The following is a 21618-nucleotide window of genomic DNA, read 5'->3' as shown; positions in this document are numbered from 1 at the left end:
ACCTTTTAAGTACATTTCTTTACAATCACTTTAAACTATATAGTTGCACTATTCTACGAGTAGTAATAAGGGTTATATCCGAAAACTAAAAAAGCATCAATATTTCTGCCATAATCGGCTAAAATCTCGATGCTTTTTCATTTGTGCTGTTAAAAAACGGAAGCTGCCTCAATTTTCACTTGAGGCAGCCCCTTTTTTGAATAGATATGCAATTTCGCATTCACCATCTCTGCATTAGCAAGAACTTCATTAGTTCCTGTATATACAAACAAATGCCTATTATGCTTGTGGAGGTGTTCCTTCAGCATTTGATACAACTACATCAATTTGGATTAAAGCATCTTCAAGTAAAGCAGATACACCAACTGTTCTTCGTGCAGGGACACCACCTGGGAAGAATGCTTTGTAAGCTTCGTCTACAGCATCAATATCCTCGATATTTTTAAGGAAGATATTTACTTTAACCACATCGTCCATAACGTGGTTGATACTTTCTACAATTGCCTTAACATTTTTCAAGCACTGCTCAGCTTGCTCTTTTACACCACCAGCTACCAATTCACCAGTTTTCGGATCTAAAGGTAATTGAGCTGAAAGGTGATTGTAATGGGAGAACGCTACAGTTTGCGTAGAAAGAGAACTCTTTGGTGCGTTATCAGTGTTGTTTGCCCAAATAACGATTCCATGTCTGTCTTCAACAGCTTGTGGAGGCGTACCATCTCCGTGTGACACCACTGCTTCAATTTGCACCAAAGCATCCATAGGTAAAGCTGCAGCTGCAACTGTTGTCCGTGCAGGGACATAGGCTACGGCTCTGGCGATAGCGGAGTCTGGGAAAAATGTTGAATAAACTTCGTTTACCGCTTCAATATCCGAAAGGTCTTTAAGGAAGATTGTAATTTTAACAATATCGTCAAAAGGAACGTCGATACTTTCTAAAATCGCCTTGATATTTTTTAAGCTCTGTGCAGCCTGCTCTTTTACACCTCCAGCAACCAATCTGCCTGTTTTTGGATCGATAGGCAATTGAGCTGTAAGATAATTGTAATGAGAGAAAGCCACGGTTTGTGTAGATAGAGGGCTTGTAGGTGCATTCGCCGTATTATTTGTAAGCTTAATTAGGTCGCCTGCTTGTGGTGCGTTTGGAATTGTACCTTCACCGTGTGAAAGAAGTGCTTCAATTTGCACCATAGCATCCATCGGCAAAGCTGCAACTGCAACTGTTGTCCGTGCAGGAACATAGGTTGGGAAGAATGATTTATAAACTTCGTCTACAGCGTCAACATCTTTGATATTCTTAACGAATACAGTGATTCTAACAATATCGCTCATAACATGATCGATGCTGTCTACAATTGCCTCGATATTTTTAAAGCACTGTTCAGCCTGCTCTGTTATACCACCAGCTACCAATTTACCAGTTTTAGGATCGATAGGTAATTGAGCTGAAAGATTATTGTAATGAGAGAATGCTACAGTTTGTGAATATAGACCGTTACCGTTTGGAGCATTTTCTGTATTTTTTGCTGATACTGCGTTATAACCGCTCATAATAGTATTCCCCTTTAGATATATTTATTAAGTTGATAAAACAATTCTCACTAGACACAGACTTCGTTTTGGCAAGTGATGTTTTGGTTTAACTCGCAGCCTAGTAATATCGAGGCTTTAATGCCTGATTTCTGCTACGAAACTTGAGTTAGTAACCCCTATGGTTACTCCGGTTGCAATTATAGCAGGCTTTCTTCGTTTTGACTACATGTTTCTTGTTTTTCTGGACAACAACAGTTAAGGGCTGCGTCAAAAAGATGGAATCATTTCGAGAACGTCTCCCTTGGTATGTTACCGAGTACTTAACGAAACCTCCTCTTGGCATCCTACCGAATGATTAATTAACCTCGAACAAGTGAATATAAACAAAATGTACAAAACCCTTGATATCAAGCATATTTAGGGGTAAAATAATTCGGTTGTAACCAGAATAGGATACTGTTCATATCAAGATACCGAATTAATTATTATCATTCTTGACAGGTTACCGAATATCTATACATACATTCCTTCAAACACTACTGAGCGAATTTTGCTAAAAGTTCTCTTCCCTCGAACTAAAATGAGCAGATTATGGACAGGCTTAGTCATACCGATGATCAGATGATTACAAAAATGTGTACCTACACGTTACGCAAGAAATGAAAAAAGAAGCCTCCCACAAGTTTAATGAACTTGTGAGAAGCCTCGATCAAAATTCTCAAATATTAGTAAAATATTAGCATTACACTCTCATCATATAAAGCCTTATCTATCAAGGGGTGAAGCAACTTATTACATCATGCTGCCCGTAAAGTGAGAGTGTGTTATATCTTTTATGTTAGCATTTTTCTATCTTTTTCCTTTGTCATAAATTTCACCTAATGCTCTCGGAGCGCGATTTGATTTAGAGAAAAAGATTAATAACAATAACGTTAATACATACGGTAAAATCATGAATAAATCGGTGAAACTACTTGGCAATGCCATTGCCTGAGCAATAAACGTTCCACCAGATTTGGCAAAACCAAATATAAGACAAGCGACTAAAGTAGGGAGAATCCTCCAGTTACCAAAGATTAATGCAGCAATGGCTAAGAATCCATATCCCATATAAATACTTGAAGAAAAGTTAGCTGAAATGGAATAGGCAAAGCACATACCAGCTAAACCTGATAAAAGACCTGATATTAGAACAGCAGAAAATCGTATTTTCGATACATTTACACCTGCTGCATCAACAGAATGAGGATTTTCCCCACTCGCTCTTAAGCGCATACCGAATCTCGTTTTATATAAAAGATACCAAGCAAAAATGGCAATCACAATGATAATCACTTCGAACGGATACACATTCGTAAAGACCGCACCAATCACTGGTATATTGACTAAACCTTCAATAGTAAACCGCTCCGATACACCTAATCGAAACTTGTCCGAAGCCGCTCCAAATACAAGTGCATTTATTTGTGTTGTTAAGAAAGTCGTTAGTGCTAACGCCAAAATATTAATCACAACACCGCTGATTACTTGATTTGCCTTAAATTTAATACTTAATACAGCATGAATAACGGAAAAACCCATCCCGCCAATCATCGCAAACAGTAACGACATGTAAAATAGATTTTGAACATCTATTCCAGAAGCATTTGCGATTAACACAGCTGACAGGGCTCCGATGAATGCACCGAAACCTTGAAAGCCTTCAAGTGCTAGATTGGTGATACCACTTTTTTCACTATATATACCACCTATTGCCATGATAAAAAGAGGCAGAGCAAAGGATAATCCATCAATAATAATCGTATCCATTTATGATTCACTGTCCTTTCGATCCACTTCTTTTTCCTTCAAGCGGCTGACTTTATGCTTAACATACGCACCACATGCACTAAACAATAGGATCAAACCTATAATCACAGAAGCAATTTCTTGTCTGATCCCAGCCTGCGAACTCATATACGTGCTTCCCTGGTCAATAATTGATACTAAGAAAGATGAAAAAATAATCCCGATTGGATGAGCGTTTCCTAATAGTGCCACCGCAATGGAGTCAAAACCGATACTTGATAATACTTTTGGTTGTATGGAAGAGAAATAACCTAAATAATACGTAACACCTGCAAGTCCAGCCAAACCTCCTGAAATAATCATGGCTAAGACTGTATTTCTTCCGACATTTATTCCTGAATATTTTGCTGCCTTGCGGTTGGAACCAACTGCTTTAATTTCAAAACCAACCACTGTTTTGTCCATGAGAAACTTGACTAAAATGGCGATAATGATGGCCAAAATACAGCCCAATGGAATATCCATTTTCAAGTTTGCGATCTCGACGTTTACTAACGTCAATCTTGCTGCTTCTGAAATATATTTGGATTGCCTTGAAACAGGATCAACATAATACATTTGAATAAAAAAGCTTATGACATATTGGGCAATATAATTTAACATAATCGTAGATACTACTTCATGAATGTTAAATCTATATTTTAACCATCCTACTAATCCACCCATTAAGCCTCCAGCAACAATTCCGACCAACAATACAAGCGGCTTTGCAATGATGGCATCTAACCCACTATAACCAACAATCACCGTCGCTAAAAAACCAGAGACGAGCATTTGACCAGAAACACCAATATTAAACAGGCCTGCTCTAAGAGCAACAGCCACTGCCAAGCTTGCAAATACAAGTGGCGTCATGGCGTTTAGCAAACTCAAAAAATCAGTCAGTATGCTCTTGTAGCCAGCATAAGAAGACTTAGGCAAGATCCCTGCCCCTTGGAACAAGTTATAAAACGCTTGTAACGGATTTTTGCCCAGTAAAAGTATCACTATTGCCGCAGCAATAAAACTGATTAGTATAGAAGCTACCGGGATTGTAATCGGTTGCCATTTCTCATTCCGTATTGGCCAAAACAGACGATAACTTAAGCTTCTTTTCTTTTTATCCTTACTCATGCTTTGCCCCCATCATATATTCGCCGACTTCATTGGTCGTTAATGATTCACTGCTTGCAACTTTTTGAAGTTGGCCATTATATATAACGCCTATCGTATCCGCTACATTCATAATCTCTTCTAACTCCAACGAAACCAGTAAGATTGCTTTTCCTTGATCCCGTTGTTGAATCATCATGTTATGAATATTTTCAATCGCACCAATATCTACTCCTCGTGTTGGCTGGACGAAAATCATGAGCGGGGATTGTAATTCGATCTCACGGGCAATAATTGCTTTTTGCTGGTTACCGCCACTCATCGAACGAACTTGTGTCTTAATACCTTGTCCACTTCGAATATCAAATTGATCAATTAACTTACTGCCAAATTGCTCAAATACCTCTTTATTTAAGATTCCCTTACTAGAAAAAGGCTCCTTATAGTACTGCTTTAACGCCAAATTCGTTGATAGATCAAAGTCCAAAAATAGTCCATAGCTTTGTCGATCTTCAGGTATATAAGAAATTCCAGTTTCTTTTCGGTTTCTTATACTTTCGTTCGTAATGTCCTTACCTTCGAGGAATATTTTTCCGTCGCTGACTTTTGTCAATCCGGCAATAGCATCCGCTATTTCAACTTGACCATTATCTGCAACACCCGCAATCGCAAATATTTCACCACTGCGGATCGTAAAGGAAACGTCCTTGACCACTTCAAATCCGTCTTCATTTTTCACAGTTAGATGTTCTACCTTCAATACTTCCTCTTTAAACTGAGCAGGTACTTTTTCAGATTCAAAACTTACCTCTCTACCAACCATTAATTGAGCCATAAGGTTGACAGATGTTGTCTTTACATCCAAAACATCCACTAGCTTACCTTTGTTCAATACTGCACAACGATCGGCCACTTTCTTAATTTCTTCTAACTTATGTGTTATTAATATGATAGTTTTTCCACTGTTTCTTAGACCTTCGATAATACCGAGCAAGAAATCGATTTCTTGTGGCGTTAGGACTGCCGTTGGTTCATCAAATATAAGGATTTCTGCTTCACGATAAAGCACCTTTAAAATTTCCACACGTTGCTGCATGGAAACCGTAAGATCTGCAATTTTTTTGGTAGGATCCACTTCCAATCCAAAATCCTTGGACAGTTCTTCAATTTTGCGATTGGCATTTCGAATATCTACGTACGGAAAGAGTCCTGCAAATCTTTTAATTGGCTCAATTCCTAAAGTAATATTCTCTGTAATCGTATAATCTTCGACTAACTTAAAATGCTGATGGACCATTCCGATGTTAAGGTTTGCTGCATGATTCGGCGAACTGATTTGAACCTTCTCTCCCCGGATATAGATTTCTCCTTCATCGGGTTCGTACATCCCACTCAGAATACTCATTAATGTAGATTTTCCCGCACCATTTTCACCAAGCAAGGCAAAGATTTCTCCTTTTTTAATGCCAATCGATACGTCATCATTCGCTACTATTCCAGGGAAACGTTTGGTTATATGTTTCATTTCTACGATATAATCAGACATCGTTCGTTCTCCTTCCTCACCATAATCCGAAAAATAATAGAAGTTCACCATTCCCTAATTATTTTACTATTAGGGATATGATAAACTTCTACTGTTATTGTGTTTCTAATTAATCTTACAAACCTGGAAACTGTTCAGGAGAATGTTCATTAAAATTAGATGCAGGTACGATTGTGCCAGCTTTCACTAACTCGTAAGCTTCATTCAATTTGTTTAGTGTATCCTCTGATAATTGATGATGGCCTTCTTCTTTTATAAAGCCAGTTGAATCTGTATCCGCATAGAGAACTACATTTCCGCCTTTGAAGGTTTCATCAACAACAGAATTCAATGCCTTTTCAATATTCATAGCCATGAATTTTACAGCAGACGTTAAAACGATATTTTCAGAACCATTTACTCCGTCATCATATTGGTCAACATCCACACCAATTACTTTTACATCGTCTTTAGCTTCCTTGACTGCTGTGAATACACCATTACCAGTGCCGCCTGCAGCAACAAAGATAAGATCAACACCTTGTTTGATCAATGCATTTCCGATTACTTTACCAGTTGCTTCATCTGCAAAGGATCCTGCGTAGTTACCACCAACATCAGCCCCTGTTACATCAGTACCTGCGTAACCTGATAATTCAACAAGTTCAACATTTTTTTCAAAAACCTTATTAGCATAATTTACGCCTGATTCAAAGCCAAATTGATAATTGACATTTGAAGGATAAGCGATACCATTTACAACCGCTACTTTGTTTGTCTTTGTTTCAAGTGCTGCAGCCATTCCTGCAAAGAAACCACTTTCTTGTTCAGCGAAATTCATCGCATAGATGTTATCGAAATCAGTTTGGCCATCTACGGGAGCTGGCTCAGAGTCATTCAAAATAAAGATTTTATCTGGATTTTCTACAGCAATGCTAGAAACCCCAGCAAATTGGAACCCAGGTGTTACAATAACATCATAATCTGCCACGATATCAGCAACAGCTTGTACAGCCGCAGCAGGATCACCAGTTTCTTCTTTAACAGACTTTACTGTTGCTGTTGGATTTTTTTCAATAAAGCTCAAAATACCGTTATAGTTATCCTCATTAAAGTTACCATCATCAACGCCTGAAGGGCTTGTTACAATGGCAATTTTTAATCCTTCTTCACCTATTCCAGACTTAGCTTTGTTTTCATTAGCTGAGTCATTACCGCATGCTGCCATAACAGCAGTCATTAAAGCAACAAATAATATCATTACTATTTTCTTTGTACCTTTTTTCATTGAAATTATGCTCCTCTGTTAATCATGTTGTAGTTTTGTAAAAAATAAAAAGCACCGAGTTATACCGGTGCTTGACTTTAGGTAGGTAGATGATGGAGGGAAAAAATATTAGATTATCTCCATATATATACACAACCTCGTAGTCAAGCTATTAATGGTAGCTTGGTAGAAACTTTCGGGCCATATCCCCAATATTATACGAGAAATAATATTTAATTTTTACTAACTCATGTTAACATCAGAAATTCTCACTGTCAATAAAAAAGCGAACATTCATTTATAAAAACAATAAAAACATTCGTCAATATACTGATTTTTTATAAAAAAAATCGTATCATGAATAAATTTAATGTAAATTGACTCATGTCTTAATACAGATTCGTTTTCTCCCTATGCCTTAATAAATTTCATATTTTCTTTAAATCGATTACCTGGGTATTAGAACAGATAGTAAGTTGTTCCATCATAAACTTCGCAGAATATTGGAATTTATCTTGTATCCAAAAATAAATTAATCCTAGCGCAGCTTTCGATTGATAATGTAAAAACATTTCATAATTTATCTTACCTATTGTAGACTGCACTTCTACAAAGATATCATTTAAAAAAATATGATAAAATAACTCCTCTAAACGCTTTTTAAAATCTGAATGACTATTATACAATGCATAAAATATGCGTTTATTTTTTTCAATATATTCAAATATTTGAACTGTTGTAGGCGCTAAAGAATTGACATTAATCCTATCATTATCTTCAAAGGGAGACAATATAGCTCTTCTTAATCCCTCTAACAAATCGCACAAAGCCTCTTCTAGAAACTCTTCCTTGTTTGAATAATGGGCATAAAAGGTAGCTCTATTTAAATCTGCATATTGCGCAATCATGGATACTGTAATTTCATGTTCCAAGTACTGTTCAATTAAATCTATATATGCATTTTTCAAAGAAAGCTTAGTCTTTTTTACTCTTCGATCTATTTTAAGTTCCATTTGTCCATCTCCTATGAAAGTAATACTCAACAATATTAGTATAAATGTTGTTTAAGCTTCATTTGTAGTATTTTTGTTTACCTTAATTTTCGCAATAGATGTTAAATTTGGGTTGTAGATATTTTAAACATAAATACGGGAGGACTACATCATGGGTAAACTAGACGGTAAAGTAGCGATCATTACAGGGGCAGCACAAGGTATGGGTGCTATGCATGTTCGCAAATTCGTGGAAGAAGGCGCAAAAGTAGCTATTACTGACCTTAACTTTGAAGGTGCACAAAATTTAGTCGATGAATTAGGGGAAAACGCAATTGCTCTTAAATTAGATGTTGCTAATGAAGAGAACTGGATAGAAGTTGTAGCAAAAACAGAAGAAACATTTGGTCCTATCAACGTGTTAGTAAACAACGCAGGAATTGGTATCTTCAAAACATTAGAAGAACTAACTGTAAAAGACTTCGAATTAACATTTAAAGTAGACGAGCTTGGCGTATTCTTAGGAATGCAAAAAGTACTTCCTTCTATGAAAAAAGCTGGCGTAGGTTCTATTATTAACATTTCATCTGTAGATGGTTTGGTAAGTGCACCAACGGCTATTGCTTATAGTGCTTCTAAACATGCTGTAACTGGTATGACTAAAGGTGCAGCCACTGAGCTTGGACAATATAACATCCGTGTAAATTCTGTACATCCTGGAATTATCAAAACACCTATGGCTGACCAACCAGATGTTGAAGAATATCTTAAGCAACTTGAACAAGATATTCCACTAAGAAGAAGAGCAGAAGTAGAAGAAGTATCTAATTTAGTTGTATACCTTGCTTCTGATGATTCAAGCTATTCAACTGGTTCACAATTTGTTGTAGATGGCGGTATGATTTCAGACTTATAATTTTTATCCAAAGAAATAAGACCCTCAGAGCTAAAAGCATCCAAAAGTAAAACACACGAATGTTGATATAACAGCATTCGTGTGTTTTACTTAATTTCACAAAATTTAACTCACGTAAGTATATTCTTTCATTAACCCCACACTCTTTTCGACATACACATACATCACTTCTTGCAGAGGCTGGTGTAGCACTTGAACAAATCATGGATAGACTTTGGCCATTCAGATGATCAAATCACCAAGAATGTCTGTCTCCACGTTACAAAAGAAATGGAAAAAGAAGCTTCCCAAAAGCTTTACAACTAATGAGAAGCCTCAGATTTAATCCTCTATGTTAGCATTTCAGCATTTTCAACTCCTACTAAACGAACTTACGGAAGCCATTACAATTCGTATGGCGTCCGTTATTATGCCCCTTCATACTCCTTAACGATAAAGTATTGTACATTTGCCTTAACAAGAACTAAGTCGTCAGTTAACGCTAAAACTGGGCTTTCCCCCATATCTTCGAACTGATTTTTAATAGAGTTTCTAGCCCGAATAAGGGACTTTTCTTCTATAAATGTTGCTTGAGAGTCTCTTCATTCATACTGACATTCGGCAGCTTATGGGATTAATGCAGATGCAGCGCAACTCGAGATGTCTGATGATAGTGATTCTTTTACATTCAATTTACATGGACCAACTTCCCCCCGTCATGAAGTTTCGAATCGGATAATTAGAGAAATAGAAATATCTCAATCTTTTTGTATTCTCAATCTAAAAGTTAACATTTAGTTCATACAGGATTTATAAGATACACAAGTACACAATAGTACACATTAATATCAATCCAAAAACGAAAGGGGATTTATTCACGATGGCAATAATTGAAGTTGATAACCTAACGAAAGATTTCGGATACGGACGCGGAATTTACTCCGTTTCGTTCCAAATCCAAAAGGGAGAGGTGTTCGGATTTCTTGGACCTAATGGTGCTGGTAAAACAACAACTATCCGTCATTTGATGGGATTTACAAACCCCCAACAAGGACATGCGGCTATTAATGGTATGAGGTGTAATGAACAGACGAGTAAAATTCTACGGAATGTAGGTTATCTTCCTGGTGAAATTGCCTTACCAGAAGGTTTGACAGGATGGGAATTTATCAAAATGATGCAGGGCCTGAAGAACTCCCACAATGAGGAAAGACTTCAATATTTATTAGACAAATTCCAGTTAGATCCTAGCGGAAAAACAAAACGGATGAGTCTTGGAAACAAGAGAAAGTTAGCAGTAGTAACCGCATTTATGGCAGACCCCGATATTTTATTACTGGATGAGCCTACTAGTGGACTTGATCCCGTAATGCAGCAAACATTTATTGATTTTATGAAAGAAGAAAAAAAGCGGGGGAAAACAATTCTTTTATCCAGTCACATGTTTGGTGAAATTGATGCCATTTGTGATAGGATCGCCATCATTAAGGAAGGGAAAATTATCTCTACAGTTAATACAGATGAGATTCGCCACAATATAAATAAAGTATATCAGATCACTTTTACTACTCGTGAAGACTTGGCCGCATTTACAAAAGAGACCCATCTTACGATTTCTTTAACAGAACAAGATAAGCATATGGCTGAGATCGAAATTAATGATATGGAGATTAATCAGTTGGTAAAAGCTCTAGCAAATTATCAAGTTATGAATTTCAAAGAGAAGAAGTTCTCGCTAGAAGACTATTTCATGCACTTCTATGAAAAAGGCGCCTAATGAAGGAGGAACAAGAATGAATGAAATCATTAAGATCAGTAATCTGACAAAAGATTATGGAGAGGGTAGAGGCATATTCGACATTAATCTCACTGTTAAAAAGGGCGAAGTATTCGGCCTTGTTGGTATTAACGGAAGTGGGAAAACCACCTTAATTAGACATCTTATGGGATTTTTAAAGCCTCAGAAAGGTTACACCTCCATATTGGATAAAGATAGCTGGAGATTCTCCTCCGAATTAAAAAAACATGTTGGCTATATCCCAGGGGAGATCGCATTTCCTGAGGTTAAAAGAGGAATCGACTTCTTTAAACTACAGGCTGAATATTTAGGCATTCGTGATTTTTCACGTGCGAATGAATTAATTCAAAGATTTAATCTTGATGCAGATGCAAAATTAAAAAGAATGAGCAAAGGAATGAAGCAAAAGTCTGCTATTGTCAATGCTTTCATGGCAGATTTAGATATTATATTACTGGATGAAGGCAGTACTGGACTTGATCCCTTAATGCAAAGTGAGCTTACTAATCTCGTAAAAGAAGAAAAGCAAAAAGGTAAAACGATATTCATGAGCAGTCATATTTTTAATGAATTAGAGTCTACTTGTGACCGTGTGGCTTTTCTCAAAAACGGGCGTATTATTGATATCGTTGATATGAGCACGATCCGTGGAAACGAGTCGGTAAAAGAAATCAAAATTGAATTTATGAAACAATCAGACTTCAAAGACTTTCTCTCACGCTCTTTCAATATTATCAGAGAACAAACCGAGTTTAACCAAGCAACCGTCCTTATCCCCGACAAGGATATCAATGAACTATTTAATGTTCTCCAAAATATGAACGTCCGATTTATTACCCAAATACCACGTACATTGGAAGCTTATTTTAAAGATAAATATAACGATACGGAGGCAGTATAAATGATTTCGAAAACACTGATGAAACAAACCGTTAAAGCAAATATTCCACTGGCTCTGATTATAACAGCTATACAGGCTTTATGTTTGGTCCTCATCGCCAGCACAGGACAACCAGTAAAAATAACCGGGCAAATTTTTTATAGTTTGCTGCCAGGAGTACTCACTTCTATTTATATTATCATTACAGGCAATAAATTATTAGCGGCACAAGTAGATAAAGGATCGATGGCCTATATATTGTCAACACCAGTAAAACGTTCGAAAGTAGCCCTGACACAGGCTGTGTTTTTTATAGGTTCACTCTTCGTCATGAGTTTAATCACTGCAGCTACACACATTATTCCTACAGCCATTTTAAATGGGAGCGTTAGTTCCAGTGAATGGGTAGACATTATTAAATTTAATTTCGGATTGTTTCTTCTTGCTTTAGCATATAGCGGTATTTGCTTCCTGGCATCCAGCATTTTCAATCTCTCCAAAAATGCTATTGCCGTTGGGGGCGGTATAGTTGGCGCATTTTTGTTATTGTCTATGATGAGCATGTTTGGAGAGAACTTTCACTTTGTAAAAAATTTCACTATCACTACCTTATACAATGTTAATACCATAGCTTCAGGTTCTTCCGATTATATATGGCAGTTTGCAGTATTAGCTGGGATCGGGTTGATCACTTATTTTAGCGGAATTAAAATCTTCTCAACAAGAGACTTGCCACTGTAAGTTTAAGGATACTTGAACACTTCTTAGTCTCCATGAAGAATATTTGCAAAGTTTTAACTAACCAGTCGCCGGAATTAAACCGGTGACTGGTCATTTTATTGGACAAATCGGGAGCTTCTTATTTAGGAAGCGTCACTTTAACGATTGTACCTTTATCAAGTTCGCTTTCAATCGATATTTTGCCTCTGGCCTGCTCAACTATCTTTTTCACAATAGACAAGCCAAGTCCATTCCCGCTTTTTTTGCGAGAAATTTCTCCTTTATAAAACCGCTCAAAAATTCGGGACTTCTCTTCATAGGAAATGCCAATCCCATTATCTATAATCTTGAATTGTATCTTATCATCTTCTTCAGAAAGAAAAATAGAAATGGTTCCACCATGATGCGAAAATTTGATTGCATTCTGTATAAGATTAAGCCAAACTTGACGCAATAACTCTTCATCACCAATAAATTCTACTTCTGCAAGGTCTACTTCATACTCGATCCCTTTCTGTCCCCATCCGGATTCTAAAATCAATATAGCTTGTCTAATCTGCTCGTCCAAGGAAAATACAGTTTCCTTATAGATAACTTGGGTATCAAGTTCAGAAAGACGTAATAAGTTAGAGGACAAATCGATAAGCCGATCACTTTCTGCCATAATAATGCTACTATAATCTTTAATGGACTGACTTGCTTCCTCATCCTCAGTGATTAGCTTAGCGTACCCCTTAATCGATGCTACCGGCGTTCTAAATTCATGTGATACATTCGAAACAAACTCGCGACGAAGATTGTCTATACTACGCAACTCTTTGACCATTTTGTTAAAATCATTCGTGAGCCGTCCAATCTCATCTAAGCTATCTTCCCTAACCGAAACGTCAAAATCACCTTTAGCTACCGCCCTCGCTGCTTTAGAAAGCCTTTTTAATGGCTTCAAAACACTTCTTACAACCGCTAGAATAACAACGGTTCCGTAAATAGCACTGTTTAAAAAAACAAGACCCGTCACGCGTCTGATTCCCTCTAGTTCAATATTATTTTCACCAGACATAAAATGCATTGCAATGACAAAAGTCAAAGCATTGAGAGAATACCATATCCCAAGAAAAGTAACAGCAAATTTCACATAAACAGATCTAAAGCGGAAGAAGTGTTTGAATTTTATATTAAGCATCATAGATTTATCTCTGCCTTGTAACCCAAGCCCTTTACTGTTACGATGTTGAACTCAGCCAAGTCACTAAATTTCTCACGTAGCCTTCTGATGTGGACATCAACTGTTCTCTCATCTGAATCAGTATCATAACCCCAAATATCATTCATTAGATCTCGCCGGGTAAAGATCTTTTTGGGATAACTAAGCAATTTAAAGAGTAAGTAAAACTCCTTTTTGGGAATTAGCATTTCTTTAGTTTTGGTCTTTACAATTAGAGTGTTATAATCCAGAATAACATCACCGATAACTATTCTCTTCTCCGTATTCATTCTTGCTCGCCGCAGAAGTGCAATCACACGTAACAGCATCTCATCAAGTTCAATAGGCTTAACCATATAGTCGTCCGTACCGGCCAGAAACCCTTTTTTCTTATCTTCCATACGTTCCTTTGCTGTTATCATAAGTATTGGAAAATTGTAATTCGCCGAGCGCAAATCCTGCGTCAACGTGTAGCCGTCCATATTAGGCATCATAATGTCAACAATCATCAAATCAATATGTTCTTTTTCTAGCACTGCCATTGCCTCTAAACCATCAGTAGCCGCAATCGTTCGGTAACCTTTACGTTCTAAATAAGTGATCATCAAATTTCTAATATTGTCATGGTCATCTACAACCAGTATGTTAAACATGTTTGCTGCACCTTTCCATATAAGTTTGGCACCATAGAAATCCCTTTATTATTACCCTTTTAATAGCCAATCTAAATCCATTAACAAAAAAACCTCACTTAAAGAAAAGCTACTTGAAAGCACAATTCCTTCTTTTATGAAGAATAATCATAATACATCATCCTCTCATAATTCAGATTAATGTTCAAATATTTCCAAATTCCCTCTTACATTACCAATACCCTGTAAAAATAACTACTAGAGGCAGTTTTATTGATTATTTAATGAATCTTGTAGTGAAAGACAGGGAGATTTTCCCTCTCCTTGGTAGGACTTTCCCCAATTTCTCACCAACTGTCCGAACTCATCTTCTTAATTCTCAGCTTGTTATTTGTGTATTAGAAAGCAGTGTTAGCAGGTACATCATGTATTCCTTGTTGTAACTGAAATTTGATTTTTATCCCAATAGTTGAGTAGGCTAAGTGTTCCTTTGTTTGATAATGGATGAATATCATAATTTATGTCCAGCGGTGGTTTTGTCTCTAAATAAATTTTTTCTGTAAATATTTGATGGAATAATTTTTCTAGCCGTTTCTCAAAGTCCCTGTGACTTATGGATAAAGCTTAGAATGCTTTCAATGAAAGGACATTTCTACAGAAGAAAACGTAATAATCCAGACGACAAGTTGTTGGATGAAGATGTTATAAAAGCTTTAAAATTTCACAAAGTAAATCAAGAGAAATCCATTCAACAATTAAGTGATACTTACAATAATCTAGATATCATCTTTGCTAAAACAGAGCGGCAACCGGGATATCTATCGTAGTTAAAACGGCACAATTGAGAAAGGCAATACTACTTGCTCTTGCAAACTTATATCTCGAATTAACCCAACACTCTTTACGACCATACACATACATCACTTCTAGCAGAGGCTGGTGTAGCACTTGAACAAATCATGGATAGACTTTTGCCATTCAGATGATCAAATCACCAAAAAATGTCTATCTCCACGTTACAAAAGAAATGAAAAAAGAAGCTTCCCAAAAGTTTGCACAACTAATGAGAAGCCTCTATTATAATCCTCTATGTTAGCAAAATGTTAGCATTTCACTTTCAACTTACATACAAACCCTTGTATATCAAGGGATTGACGGCTTTATCACATCATGCCGCCCATGCCACCCATATCAGGCATGCCCATTCCGCCGCCTGCTGGTTCTGGGATATCTGCTACTACTGCTTCTGTCGTTAAGAATAGTGCAGCTACAGATGCAGCGTTTTGAAGTGCTGAACGAGTTACTTTAGTTGGGTCTACGATACCAGCGTCGATCATGTTTACCCATTCGCCGTTAGCTGCGTTGAAACCAGTACCGATTTCTTCGCGTTTTAGACGGTCCACTACGATTGAACCTTCTAAACCAGCGTTGTTAGCGATTTGACGAACTGGCTCTTCAAGTGCACGAAGGACAATTTTTAGACCAGTTGCTACGTCGCCTTCTTGTGTCTCTGCAACTTCTGCTACTTTGTTGTATACGTTTACTAGTGCAGTACCACCACCAGATACGATACCTTCTTCCACAGCTGCGCGAGTTGCGTTTAGAGCATCTTCAATGCGAAGTTTGCGTTCTTTTAGTTCTGTTTCTGTTGCTGCTCCGACTTTCACTACTGCAACACCACCAGCAAGTTTAGCTAGGCGTTCTTGTAATTTTTCTTTGTCGAATTCAGAAGTTGTTTCTTCTAATTGCGCACGGATTTGACCTACACGGCTAGCGATGCGATCAGATTCTCCGTTACCTTCTACAACTGTAGTGTTATCTTTTGTTACAACCACTTTAGAAGCTCGTCCAAGTTGTGTAATGTCCGTAGATTTTAAATCTAGTCCTAAATCTTCTGTAATTACTTCAGCGCCAGTTAGGATAGCGATATCTTCTAACATTGCTTTACGGCGATCTCCGAATCCTGGAGCTTTAACCGCTACAGCATTAAATGTTCCGCGTAATTTGTTTACAACTAGAGTAGCTAATGCTTCCCCTTCTACATCCTCAGCGATTAGTAAAAGTGGTTTCCCTTGTTGTACAACTTGCTCAAGCACTGGAAGGATTTCTTGAATGCTAGAGATTTTTTTATCTGTAATTAAAATATATGGATTGTCCAAAATTGCTTCCATTTTATCTGAGTCTGTCACCATATAAGGAGATGCGTATCCACGGTCGAACTGCATACCTTCTACTACGTCAAGCTCTGTAGTGAATCCTTTAGACTCCTCGATTGTAATAACTCCGTCGTTTCCAACGCGTTCCATAGCTTCCGCGATCAATTCGCCAACTTCAGAATCTCCAGAAGAGATTGCAGCAACTTGTGCGATAGACTCTTTGCCTTCGATTGGTTTAGAAATTGTTTTTAACTCTGTAATTGCTGCTGCAACTGCAAGGTCAATTCCTTTACGAATTCCAACTGGGTTTGCTCCAGCTGTTACGTTTTTCAATCCTTCACGAATCATTGATTGTGCTAAAACAGTAGCTGTTGTAGTACCGTCACCAGCGATATCATTTGTTTTCGATGCAACTTCTGCAACTAATTTTGCACCCATGTTTTCAAATGCATCATCAAGCTCGATATCTTTCGCAATTGTTACACCGTCATTTGTAATAAGTGGTGAACCGAATTTTTTCTCTAGAACGACGTTACGTCCTTTTGGTCCAAGCGTTACTTTTACAGCGTCTGCAAGTTTATCCACCCCACGTAGCATTGCACTACGAGCGTCTTCACTGAACTTAATTTCTTTTGCCATGATTTAGTTACCTCCTAAGTTTTGTCTGGAATTTTTTTAGATAAGAAAATATAAACTTTTTTACTCAGTATTGATCCAGCTCCAGCGCCTTTCCTGTCGGAGGCCTGCAGGATGCAGGTCATGCAGTCGTTGCGACACGATGTCGCGAACTTAGACTGTATTCCTCTAACATAGGCGCTTGCGCTTTTCTATTTAGCCAATTACTGCTAGAACATCGCTTTCGCGTAATATTAAATATTCAGTGCCTTCGTATTTTACTTCTGTACCTGCATATTTAGAGAAGATAATGCGGTCTCCTTCTTTTACGTCCAATTCTACACGAGTGCCGTTATCAAGTACTCGTCCAGAACTTACAGCAACAACTTTCCCTTCCTGTGGTTTCTCTTTAGCAGAGTCTGGAAGAACGATGCCGAATGCTGTTTTTTCTTCTACTTCGATTAATTCGATTACGATACGATCACCTAATGGTCTTAACAAGTGAAACAACCTCCCTAAATTTGTCGAATTTTATATTATTAGCACTCTTACTCTTTGAGTGCTAACACACTTATAATAATAATTAATAACAGAACATTTTGCAAGTAAGAAGGCTAACTTTTTCTTTTATCTCTCTTTTCCTTTACAATAAAAGAAGATTGTTAATATAGAGAGGAATCATTTCAAATGAAACAGCAAAAAACCGGATTATACATTTTAATCATCTACTGTGTGATGCAACTTTCAGGAGCAGCTTTTGTACCCCTCCTTTATAAATTAATCCAAACAACGGATGTGAAAGATCCAGTGCTCACCACTTACGGTTGGTGGATATTCATCAGCATGGGAATTGCCACCTTCTTTACACTACACGTTATTCGCAAAAATAATACGTTCTTAAGGCCTTTAAAAGGACAGCAAGCTTCTCTTGGTAAAGTAATCGGTTGGGGAATAATTGGTTTTTTCCTAGTTTTTTTCGGTCAAATTGTTGCGGCAAATCTGGAACTAATGTTTGGAATTGAACCAGGCTCTGCAAATACGGAGCAATTTATAGAAATTGCGCGTAGTGTTCCTTTTGCCATTTTTTCTATCGTTATTTTTGCACCTATATTAGAAGAGATTATTTTCCGCCGCATCATTTTCGGTTCATTATTGCCCAAAACAAACTTTTTTGTAGCGGCGCTTGTGAGTGCAATTGCTTTTGCAGTGATACACTTCGAGTTCGTGCACATCCTACTATATGCCGTGTCTGGGTTTATATTCGCGTTTATCTATTACAAGACAAAACGTATTATGGCATCGATCATTTCTCACATGCTCTTGAATGGATTTGTTGTGCTCGCTCAGTTTTACGGCGATGCTATCAAAAAATTTTTCGAAGCCTATTCACAAATGCAATAGAGAAAAGCCTTCCATCAATTGGAAGGCTTTGTTCATTCTTCAGTATGCTCATTTCGTATCAAGTAAATCAGCGTTTGCACCTCGACAGACAAATCAATCGTATGTACTCGAATCGTATCTGGTACTGATAGCCTCACCGGCGTAAAGTTTAAAATGCCTTTAATATCGGTTTTCACTAATCGGTCGGCAACTTCTTGTGCAGAGCGACTTGGAACTGTAACGATTACTAACTCAATCCCGTACTCCGCAAGTTTCGTTTCCATCACACTTGGATGAAAGACCGGAATATCACTTTTCATCATTCCTTCTACTGGGGCTTTCGTGTCAAAGGCCACTACAATTTTAGTATTATGATTTTTCTGGAAATTGTATTTGAGAAATGCGGTTCCTAAGCTACCTACACCTATTAATGCTACATGTGCTGCTTCGTCTTGGTCGAGCGTTTTTCGAAAAAATTCTAGAAGCGTTGGAACATCGTAGCCGTATCCTTTTTTACCGAGTGCTCCAAAATGAGAGAAATCTCTTCTAATCGTTGCGGAATCTATTTTCATTGCTTCGCTTAGTTCTTGGGAAGAAACTCGTTTATGTCCTGCATTATGAAAACTTTGTATAAATCTATAATATAACGGAAGTCTTTTCGTTGTTGCTTGAGGAATTCTTGGAAGTTCAGGTTTCATGAAAAACCCTCCTATTTCATTGGTACAAATCGTTATTATATTACTAGACATTTCCTTACTTGTAAAGCTAGGGCGTTGCAACGTTCGGCCCTATCTATTACACTAAGGAGAGAATTGAGGTGCCAATTATCATGATTGTTTTACAAGTCAATCAAGTAACAAAATCCTTTAACGGAGAAGATATATTAACGAACGTAAAGTTAGAAGTACAAGACCGAGATCGTGTTGCGCTCGTCGGACGAAACGGTGCTGGAAAGTCTACTTTACTTAAAATAATTGCTGGTGAAATGTCATATGATTCTGGCGATATCATCATGCCAAAAACAGTTCGCCTAGGCTATTTAGAGCAACATGCTGGACTTGAATCGAAGCTATCCATATGGGATGAAATGATATCTATTTTTAGCGATTTAATCGACTCCGAAAAAGAGCTACGTTCATTAGAAGCACAAATGGCTGATCCTTCTATATATGAAGACGCAGAAGCTTATGCACGTGTAACTGCAACTTATGATGAATTACAACTTGCATTCAATGAAGCTGGAGGTTATCGATTCGAATCGGATATCCGCTCCATCTTACATGGTATGCAGTTTTTCCCAGAAGATTATGATAAGCCCGTACAAGCATTATCCGGAGGGCAAAAAACGAGACTGGCATTAGCGAAAATGTTACTCAGCAAGCCTGATTTACTTATCCTTGATGAGCCAACAAACCATTTGGACATCCAAACACTTAGCTTTTTAGAAAATTATTTAAAAAACTATAACGGTGCCGTTTTAATCGTTTCCCATGACCGATATTTTTTAGATCAAGTCGTGAACTTTGTATATGAAGTTTCTCGCCATAATGTAACTAGATATGTTGGAAATTATAGTGCTTATTTAGATGAAAAAGCGAAAAACTATGAGCTCGACAAAAAGAAATACGAAAAACAACAAGAAGAAAAAGCAAAATTAGAAGACTTTGTAAGCAAAAATCTAGCACGTGCTTCGACGACAAAAATGGCGCAATCGAGACGAAAAGTCCTTGAAAAAACGGATTGGATGGATGCTCCAGATGGCGACGAAAAATCAGCGACGTTCGGTTTTACCATCGATCGTCCAAGCGGAAATGACGTATTACGACTGGAGGAAGTTGCCGTTGGGTATCCAAACAAAACCGTCTCCTCGAATATCTCTTTTTCTGTTTATAAGCAAGATCGTATTGCACTTGTCGGTCCAAATGGCGTCGGAAAATCCACGCTACTAAAAACACTGATGAAGCAACTGGATAGTAACGCTGGAAAAATTCAGTATGGAACTAATGTCCAATTTGGTTACTACGATCAGGAACAAGCTACTCTTACTGGCAATAAAACCGCATTGCAAGAACTATGGGATGAATGGCCACTGATGAATGAAAGAGATGTCCGAACTGTTTTAGGACGCTTCCTATTTAGCGGCGACGATGTACAAAAAACAATTGCTACCTTATCAGGCGGAGAGAAAGCAAGACTTGCCCTAGCCAAATTAATGCTCCTAAAAGCAAATACACTTGTACTCGATGAGCCGACAAACCATTTAGATTTAGATAGTAAAGAAGTACTTGAAAATGCGTTACTCGACTTCCCAGGAACGATCATTTTCGTATCACATGACCGGTACTTTATTAACCGTATTGCAACAAAAGTGATTGAGTTATCTAGCGATCAAGCGACCCTTTTCTTAGGTGATTATGACTACTACTTGGAAAAGAAAGAAGAACTAGAAGAGCTTGCAGGGGAAAATGCTGTTGTAGAGAAAACGATTGTTGTGAAAACAAATACTTCTACAATCGATAAAGAAGCGAAAAAGAAAGAACGTCAATTACGTCGTCAACTCGACGAACTAGAGGCACAAATTCCAACAGTCGATTCCGAGATTGCTTCTATCGAAGAAAAACTTTGCGACCCAACAATATTCCAAGACCATGAAGCAGTGCAACAATTGCAAGTGGAGCTAGATAAATGGAAAGCAAAACAAGACGACCTGTCGAATGAGTGGCTGGAATTACAAGAGCAATTAGAAGAAACAGCTTCAAAGTAAAGGGATTCCTATAGGGGAATCTCTTTTTTACATTAAGACTACAGAAGAAGGTATAGACGAGAATTTCATTCTTAGAGAGAACTTGGACAATCTTATGTAAAAACTGGACAATCTCTTCTAATAGTTGGACAATCTAGCGTGGAAGTTGGACAATCTCTCAATAAAGTTGGACAATCTAGCGCAGAAGTTGGACAATCCTATATTAACCTGTACAACACCTTCAAATAGTTGCTCGTCTGGAGGTTTTTCGTGTTGCGTCCTTGTTTGTCTCGTTCAGCCATTTATTGCAAGTTCATTTGTCGATTCTTGTCTATATA

The 21618-nt window shown here is 37.5% G+C and carries 17 protein-coding genes, 1 pseudogene and 1 riboswitch; of the genes and pseudogenes, 7 read left to right on the top strand and 11 right to left on the bottom strand.

All coding sequences use genetic code 11. The annotated features are described in order from the left end of the window. Positions 1–279: 279 nt before the first annotated feature. The 6 genes from ACIQYS_RS10660 to ACIQYS_RS10635 all read right to left on the bottom strand — a co-directional run bounded on the left by ACIQYS_RS10660 (position 280) and on the right by ACIQYS_RS10635 (position 8278). The gene (locus tag ACIQYS_RS10660) at positions 280–1551 is read right to left on the bottom strand and encodes a RidA family protein (protein WP_402978928.1); all 1272 of its coding nucleotides are present in this window, start codon (positions 1549–1551) and stop codon (positions 280–282) included. Positions 1552–2382: 831 nt separating this feature from the next. Continuing rightward, complete coding sequence (locus tag ACIQYS_RS10655) at positions 2383–3342, bottom strand: ABC transporter permease (protein WP_402978925.1); 960 nt, start codon at positions 3340–3342, stop codon at positions 2383–2385. Continuing rightward, positions 3343–4494, bottom strand: coding sequence for an ABC transporter permease (locus tag ACIQYS_RS10650; RefSeq protein WP_402978922.1), 1152 nt, complete (start codon positions 4492–4494; stop codon positions 3343–3345). Next, positions 4487–6019, bottom strand: coding sequence for an ABC transporter ATP-binding protein (locus ACIQYS_RS10645; protein WP_402978919.1), 1533 nt, complete (start codon positions 6017–6019; stop codon positions 4487–4489). Before ACIQYS_RS10645 ends, ACIQYS_RS10650 begins: the two co-directional genes overlap by 8 nt. Before the next feature lie 115 nt (positions 6020–6134). Then, a complete protein-coding gene (locus ACIQYS_RS10640; protein ID WP_402978916.1) occupies positions 6135–7286 on the bottom strand; it encodes a BMP family lipoprotein in 1152 nt (383 codons plus the stop codon). Between the two features lie 120 nt (positions 7287–7406). Next, positions 7407–7508: riboswitch (purine riboswitch) on the bottom strand. A 185-nt stretch (positions 7509–7693) separates the two neighbouring features. Continuing rightward, complete coding sequence (locus tag ACIQYS_RS10635; protein WP_402978913.1) at positions 7694–8278, bottom strand: TetR/AcrR family transcriptional regulator; 585 nt, start codon at positions 8276–8278, stop codon at positions 7694–7696. A 151-nt stretch (positions 8279–8429) separates the two neighbouring features. Between ACIQYS_RS10635 and ACIQYS_RS10630 the strand changes: the two genes are divergently transcribed. The 5 genes and pseudogenes from ACIQYS_RS10630 (at position 8430) to ACIQYS_RS10610 (ending at position 12571) form a co-directional block, all read left to right on the top strand. Then, positions 8430–9173, top strand: a complete 744-nt coding sequence (locus tag ACIQYS_RS10630; protein WP_402978910.1) for an SDR family NAD(P)-dependent oxidoreductase — start codon at positions 8430–8432, stop codon at positions 9171–9173. 131 nt (positions 9174–9304) lie between these two features. Beyond that, positions 9305–9511, top strand: a pseudogene (locus ACIQYS_RS10625) (tyrosine-type recombinase/integrase); the annotation flags it as partial. A gap of 521 nt (positions 9512–10032) precedes the next feature. Continuing rightward, entirely contained in the window at positions 10033–10929 is an 897-nt protein-coding gene (locus ACIQYS_RS10620; protein WP_402978907.1) for an ABC transporter ATP-binding protein, read from the top strand. Positions 10930–10945: 16 nt separating this feature from the next. After that, on the top strand, positions 10946–11851 hold the full coding sequence (locus ACIQYS_RS10615) for an ABC transporter ATP-binding protein (RefSeq protein WP_402978904.1): 906 nt from the start codon (positions 10946–10948) through the stop codon (positions 11849–11851). After that, complete coding sequence (locus ACIQYS_RS10610; RefSeq protein WP_402978901.1) at positions 11852–12571, top strand: ABC transporter permease subunit; 720 nt, start codon at positions 11852–11854, stop codon at positions 12569–12571. It abuts the gene before it with no gap. Between the two features lie 118 nt (positions 12572–12689). On the opposite strand, the gene ACIQYS_RS10605 is transcribed toward ACIQYS_RS10610, so the two are convergent. The 4 genes from ACIQYS_RS10605 to groES all read right to left on the bottom strand — a co-directional run bounded on the left by ACIQYS_RS10605 (position 12690) and on the right by groES (position 17658). After that, complete coding sequence (locus ACIQYS_RS10605; RefSeq protein WP_402978899.1) at positions 12690–13736, bottom strand: sensor histidine kinase; 1047 nt, start codon at positions 13734–13736, stop codon at positions 12690–12692. Beyond that, entirely contained in the window at positions 13733–14407 is a 675-nt protein-coding gene (locus ACIQYS_RS10600) for a response regulator transcription factor (RefSeq protein ID WP_402978896.1), read from the bottom strand. The genes ACIQYS_RS10605 and ACIQYS_RS10600 overlap by 4 nt, the downstream gene beginning before the upstream one ends. A 1142-nt stretch (positions 14408–15549) precedes the next feature. Further along, positions 15550–17181 carry a chaperonin GroEL gene (groL, locus tag ACIQYS_RS10595; protein WP_402978893.1) on the bottom strand — a complete coding sequence of 544 codons (1632 nt, stop codon included), beginning with the start codon at positions 17179–17181 and terminating at the stop codon, positions 15550–15552. A 192-nt stretch (positions 17182–17373) separates the two neighbouring features. After that, entirely contained in the window at positions 17374–17658 is a 285-nt protein-coding gene (gene groES, locus ACIQYS_RS10590; RefSeq protein WP_093274211.1) for a co-chaperone GroES, read from the bottom strand. Positions 17659–17844: 186 nt separating this feature from the next. Between groES and ACIQYS_RS10585 the strand changes: the two genes are divergently transcribed. Further along, on the top strand, positions 17845–18558 hold the full coding sequence (locus ACIQYS_RS10585) for a CPBP family intramembrane glutamic endopeptidase (protein ID WP_402978890.1): 714 nt from the start codon (positions 17845–17847) through the stop codon (positions 18556–18558). A gap of 32 nt (positions 18559–18590) precedes the next feature. On the opposite strand, the gene ACIQYS_RS10580 is transcribed toward ACIQYS_RS10585, so the two are convergent. Beyond that, positions 18591–19235, bottom strand: coding sequence for a redox-sensing transcriptional repressor Rex (locus ACIQYS_RS10580; protein WP_402978887.1), 645 nt, complete (start codon positions 19233–19235; stop codon positions 18591–18593). Between the two features lie 131 nt (positions 19236–19366). Between ACIQYS_RS10580 and ACIQYS_RS10575 the strand changes: the two genes are divergently transcribed. Next, positions 19367–21301, top strand: coding sequence for an ABC-F family ATP-binding cassette domain-containing protein (locus ACIQYS_RS10575; RefSeq protein ID WP_402979016.1), 1935 nt, complete (start codon positions 19367–19369; stop codon positions 21299–21301). Positions 21302–21618 lie beyond the last annotated feature (317 nt).

Origin of the sequence: Psychrobacillus sp. NPDC096426 (assembly GCF_044762745.1) — a bacterium.
Classification (GTDB): Bacteria; Bacillota; Bacilli; order Bacillales_A; family Planococcaceae; genus Psychrobacillus.
This window is presented reverse-complemented; position numbering and strand designations above follow the sequence as displayed.

Excerpts from the sequence above, each read along its gene's own strand:
- ACIQYS_RS10585 (WP_402978890.1), top strand. The coding sequence starts at position 17,845 with ATGAAACAGCAAAAAACCGGATTATACATTTTAATCATCTACTGTGTG.
- ACIQYS_RS10580 (WP_402978887.1), bottom strand. The coding sequence starts at position 19,235 with ATGAAACCTGAACTTCCAAGAATTCCTCAAGCAACAACGAAAAGACTT.
- ACIQYS_RS10650 (WP_402978922.1), bottom strand. The coding sequence starts at position 4,494 with ATGAGTAAGGATAAAAAGAAAAGAAGCTTAAGTTATCGTCTGTTTTGG.
- ACIQYS_RS10575 (WP_402979016.1), top strand. The coding sequence starts at position 19,367 with ATGATTGTTTTACAAGTCAATCAAGTAACAAAATCCTTTAACGGAGAA.
- ACIQYS_RS10600 (WP_402978896.1), bottom strand. The coding sequence starts at position 14,407 with ATGTTTAACATACTGGTTGTAGATGACCATGACAATATTAGAAATTTG.
- groL (WP_402978893.1), bottom strand. The coding sequence starts at position 17,181 with ATGGCAAAAGAAATTAAGTTCAGTGAAGACGCTCGTAGTGCAATGCTA.
- ACIQYS_RS10640 (WP_402978916.1), bottom strand. The coding sequence starts at position 7,286 with ATGAAAAAAGGTACAAAGAAAATAGTAATGATATTATTTGTTGCTTTA.
- ACIQYS_RS10660 (WP_402978928.1), bottom strand. The coding sequence starts at position 1,551 with ATGAGCGGTTATAACGCAGTATCAGCAAAAAATACAGAAAATGCTCCA.
- ACIQYS_RS10655 (WP_402978925.1), bottom strand. The coding sequence starts at position 3,342 with ATGGATACGATTATTATTGATGGATTATCCTTTGCTCTGCCTCTTTTT.
- ACIQYS_RS10610 (WP_402978901.1), top strand. The coding sequence starts at position 11,852 with ATGATTTCGAAAACACTGATGAAACAAACCGTTAAAGCAAATATTCCA.
- ACIQYS_RS10645 (WP_402978919.1), bottom strand. The coding sequence starts at position 6,019 with ATGTCTGATTATATCGTAGAAATGAAACATATAACCAAACGTTTCCCT.
- ACIQYS_RS10620 (WP_402978907.1), top strand. The coding sequence starts at position 10,033 with ATGGCAATAATTGAAGTTGATAACCTAACGAAAGATTTCGGATACGGA.
- ACIQYS_RS10615 (WP_402978904.1), top strand. The coding sequence starts at position 10,946 with ATGAATGAAATCATTAAGATCAGTAATCTGACAAAAGATTATGGAGAG.
- ACIQYS_RS10635 (WP_402978913.1), bottom strand. The coding sequence starts at position 8,278 with ATGGAACTTAAAATAGATCGAAGAGTAAAAAAGACTAAGCTTTCTTTG.
- ACIQYS_RS10605 (WP_402978899.1), bottom strand. The coding sequence starts at position 13,736 with ATGATGCTTAATATAAAATTCAAACACTTCTTCCGCTTTAGATCTGTT.
- ACIQYS_RS10630 (WP_402978910.1), top strand. The coding sequence starts at position 8,430 with ATGGGTAAACTAGACGGTAAAGTAGCGATCATTACAGGGGCAGCACAA.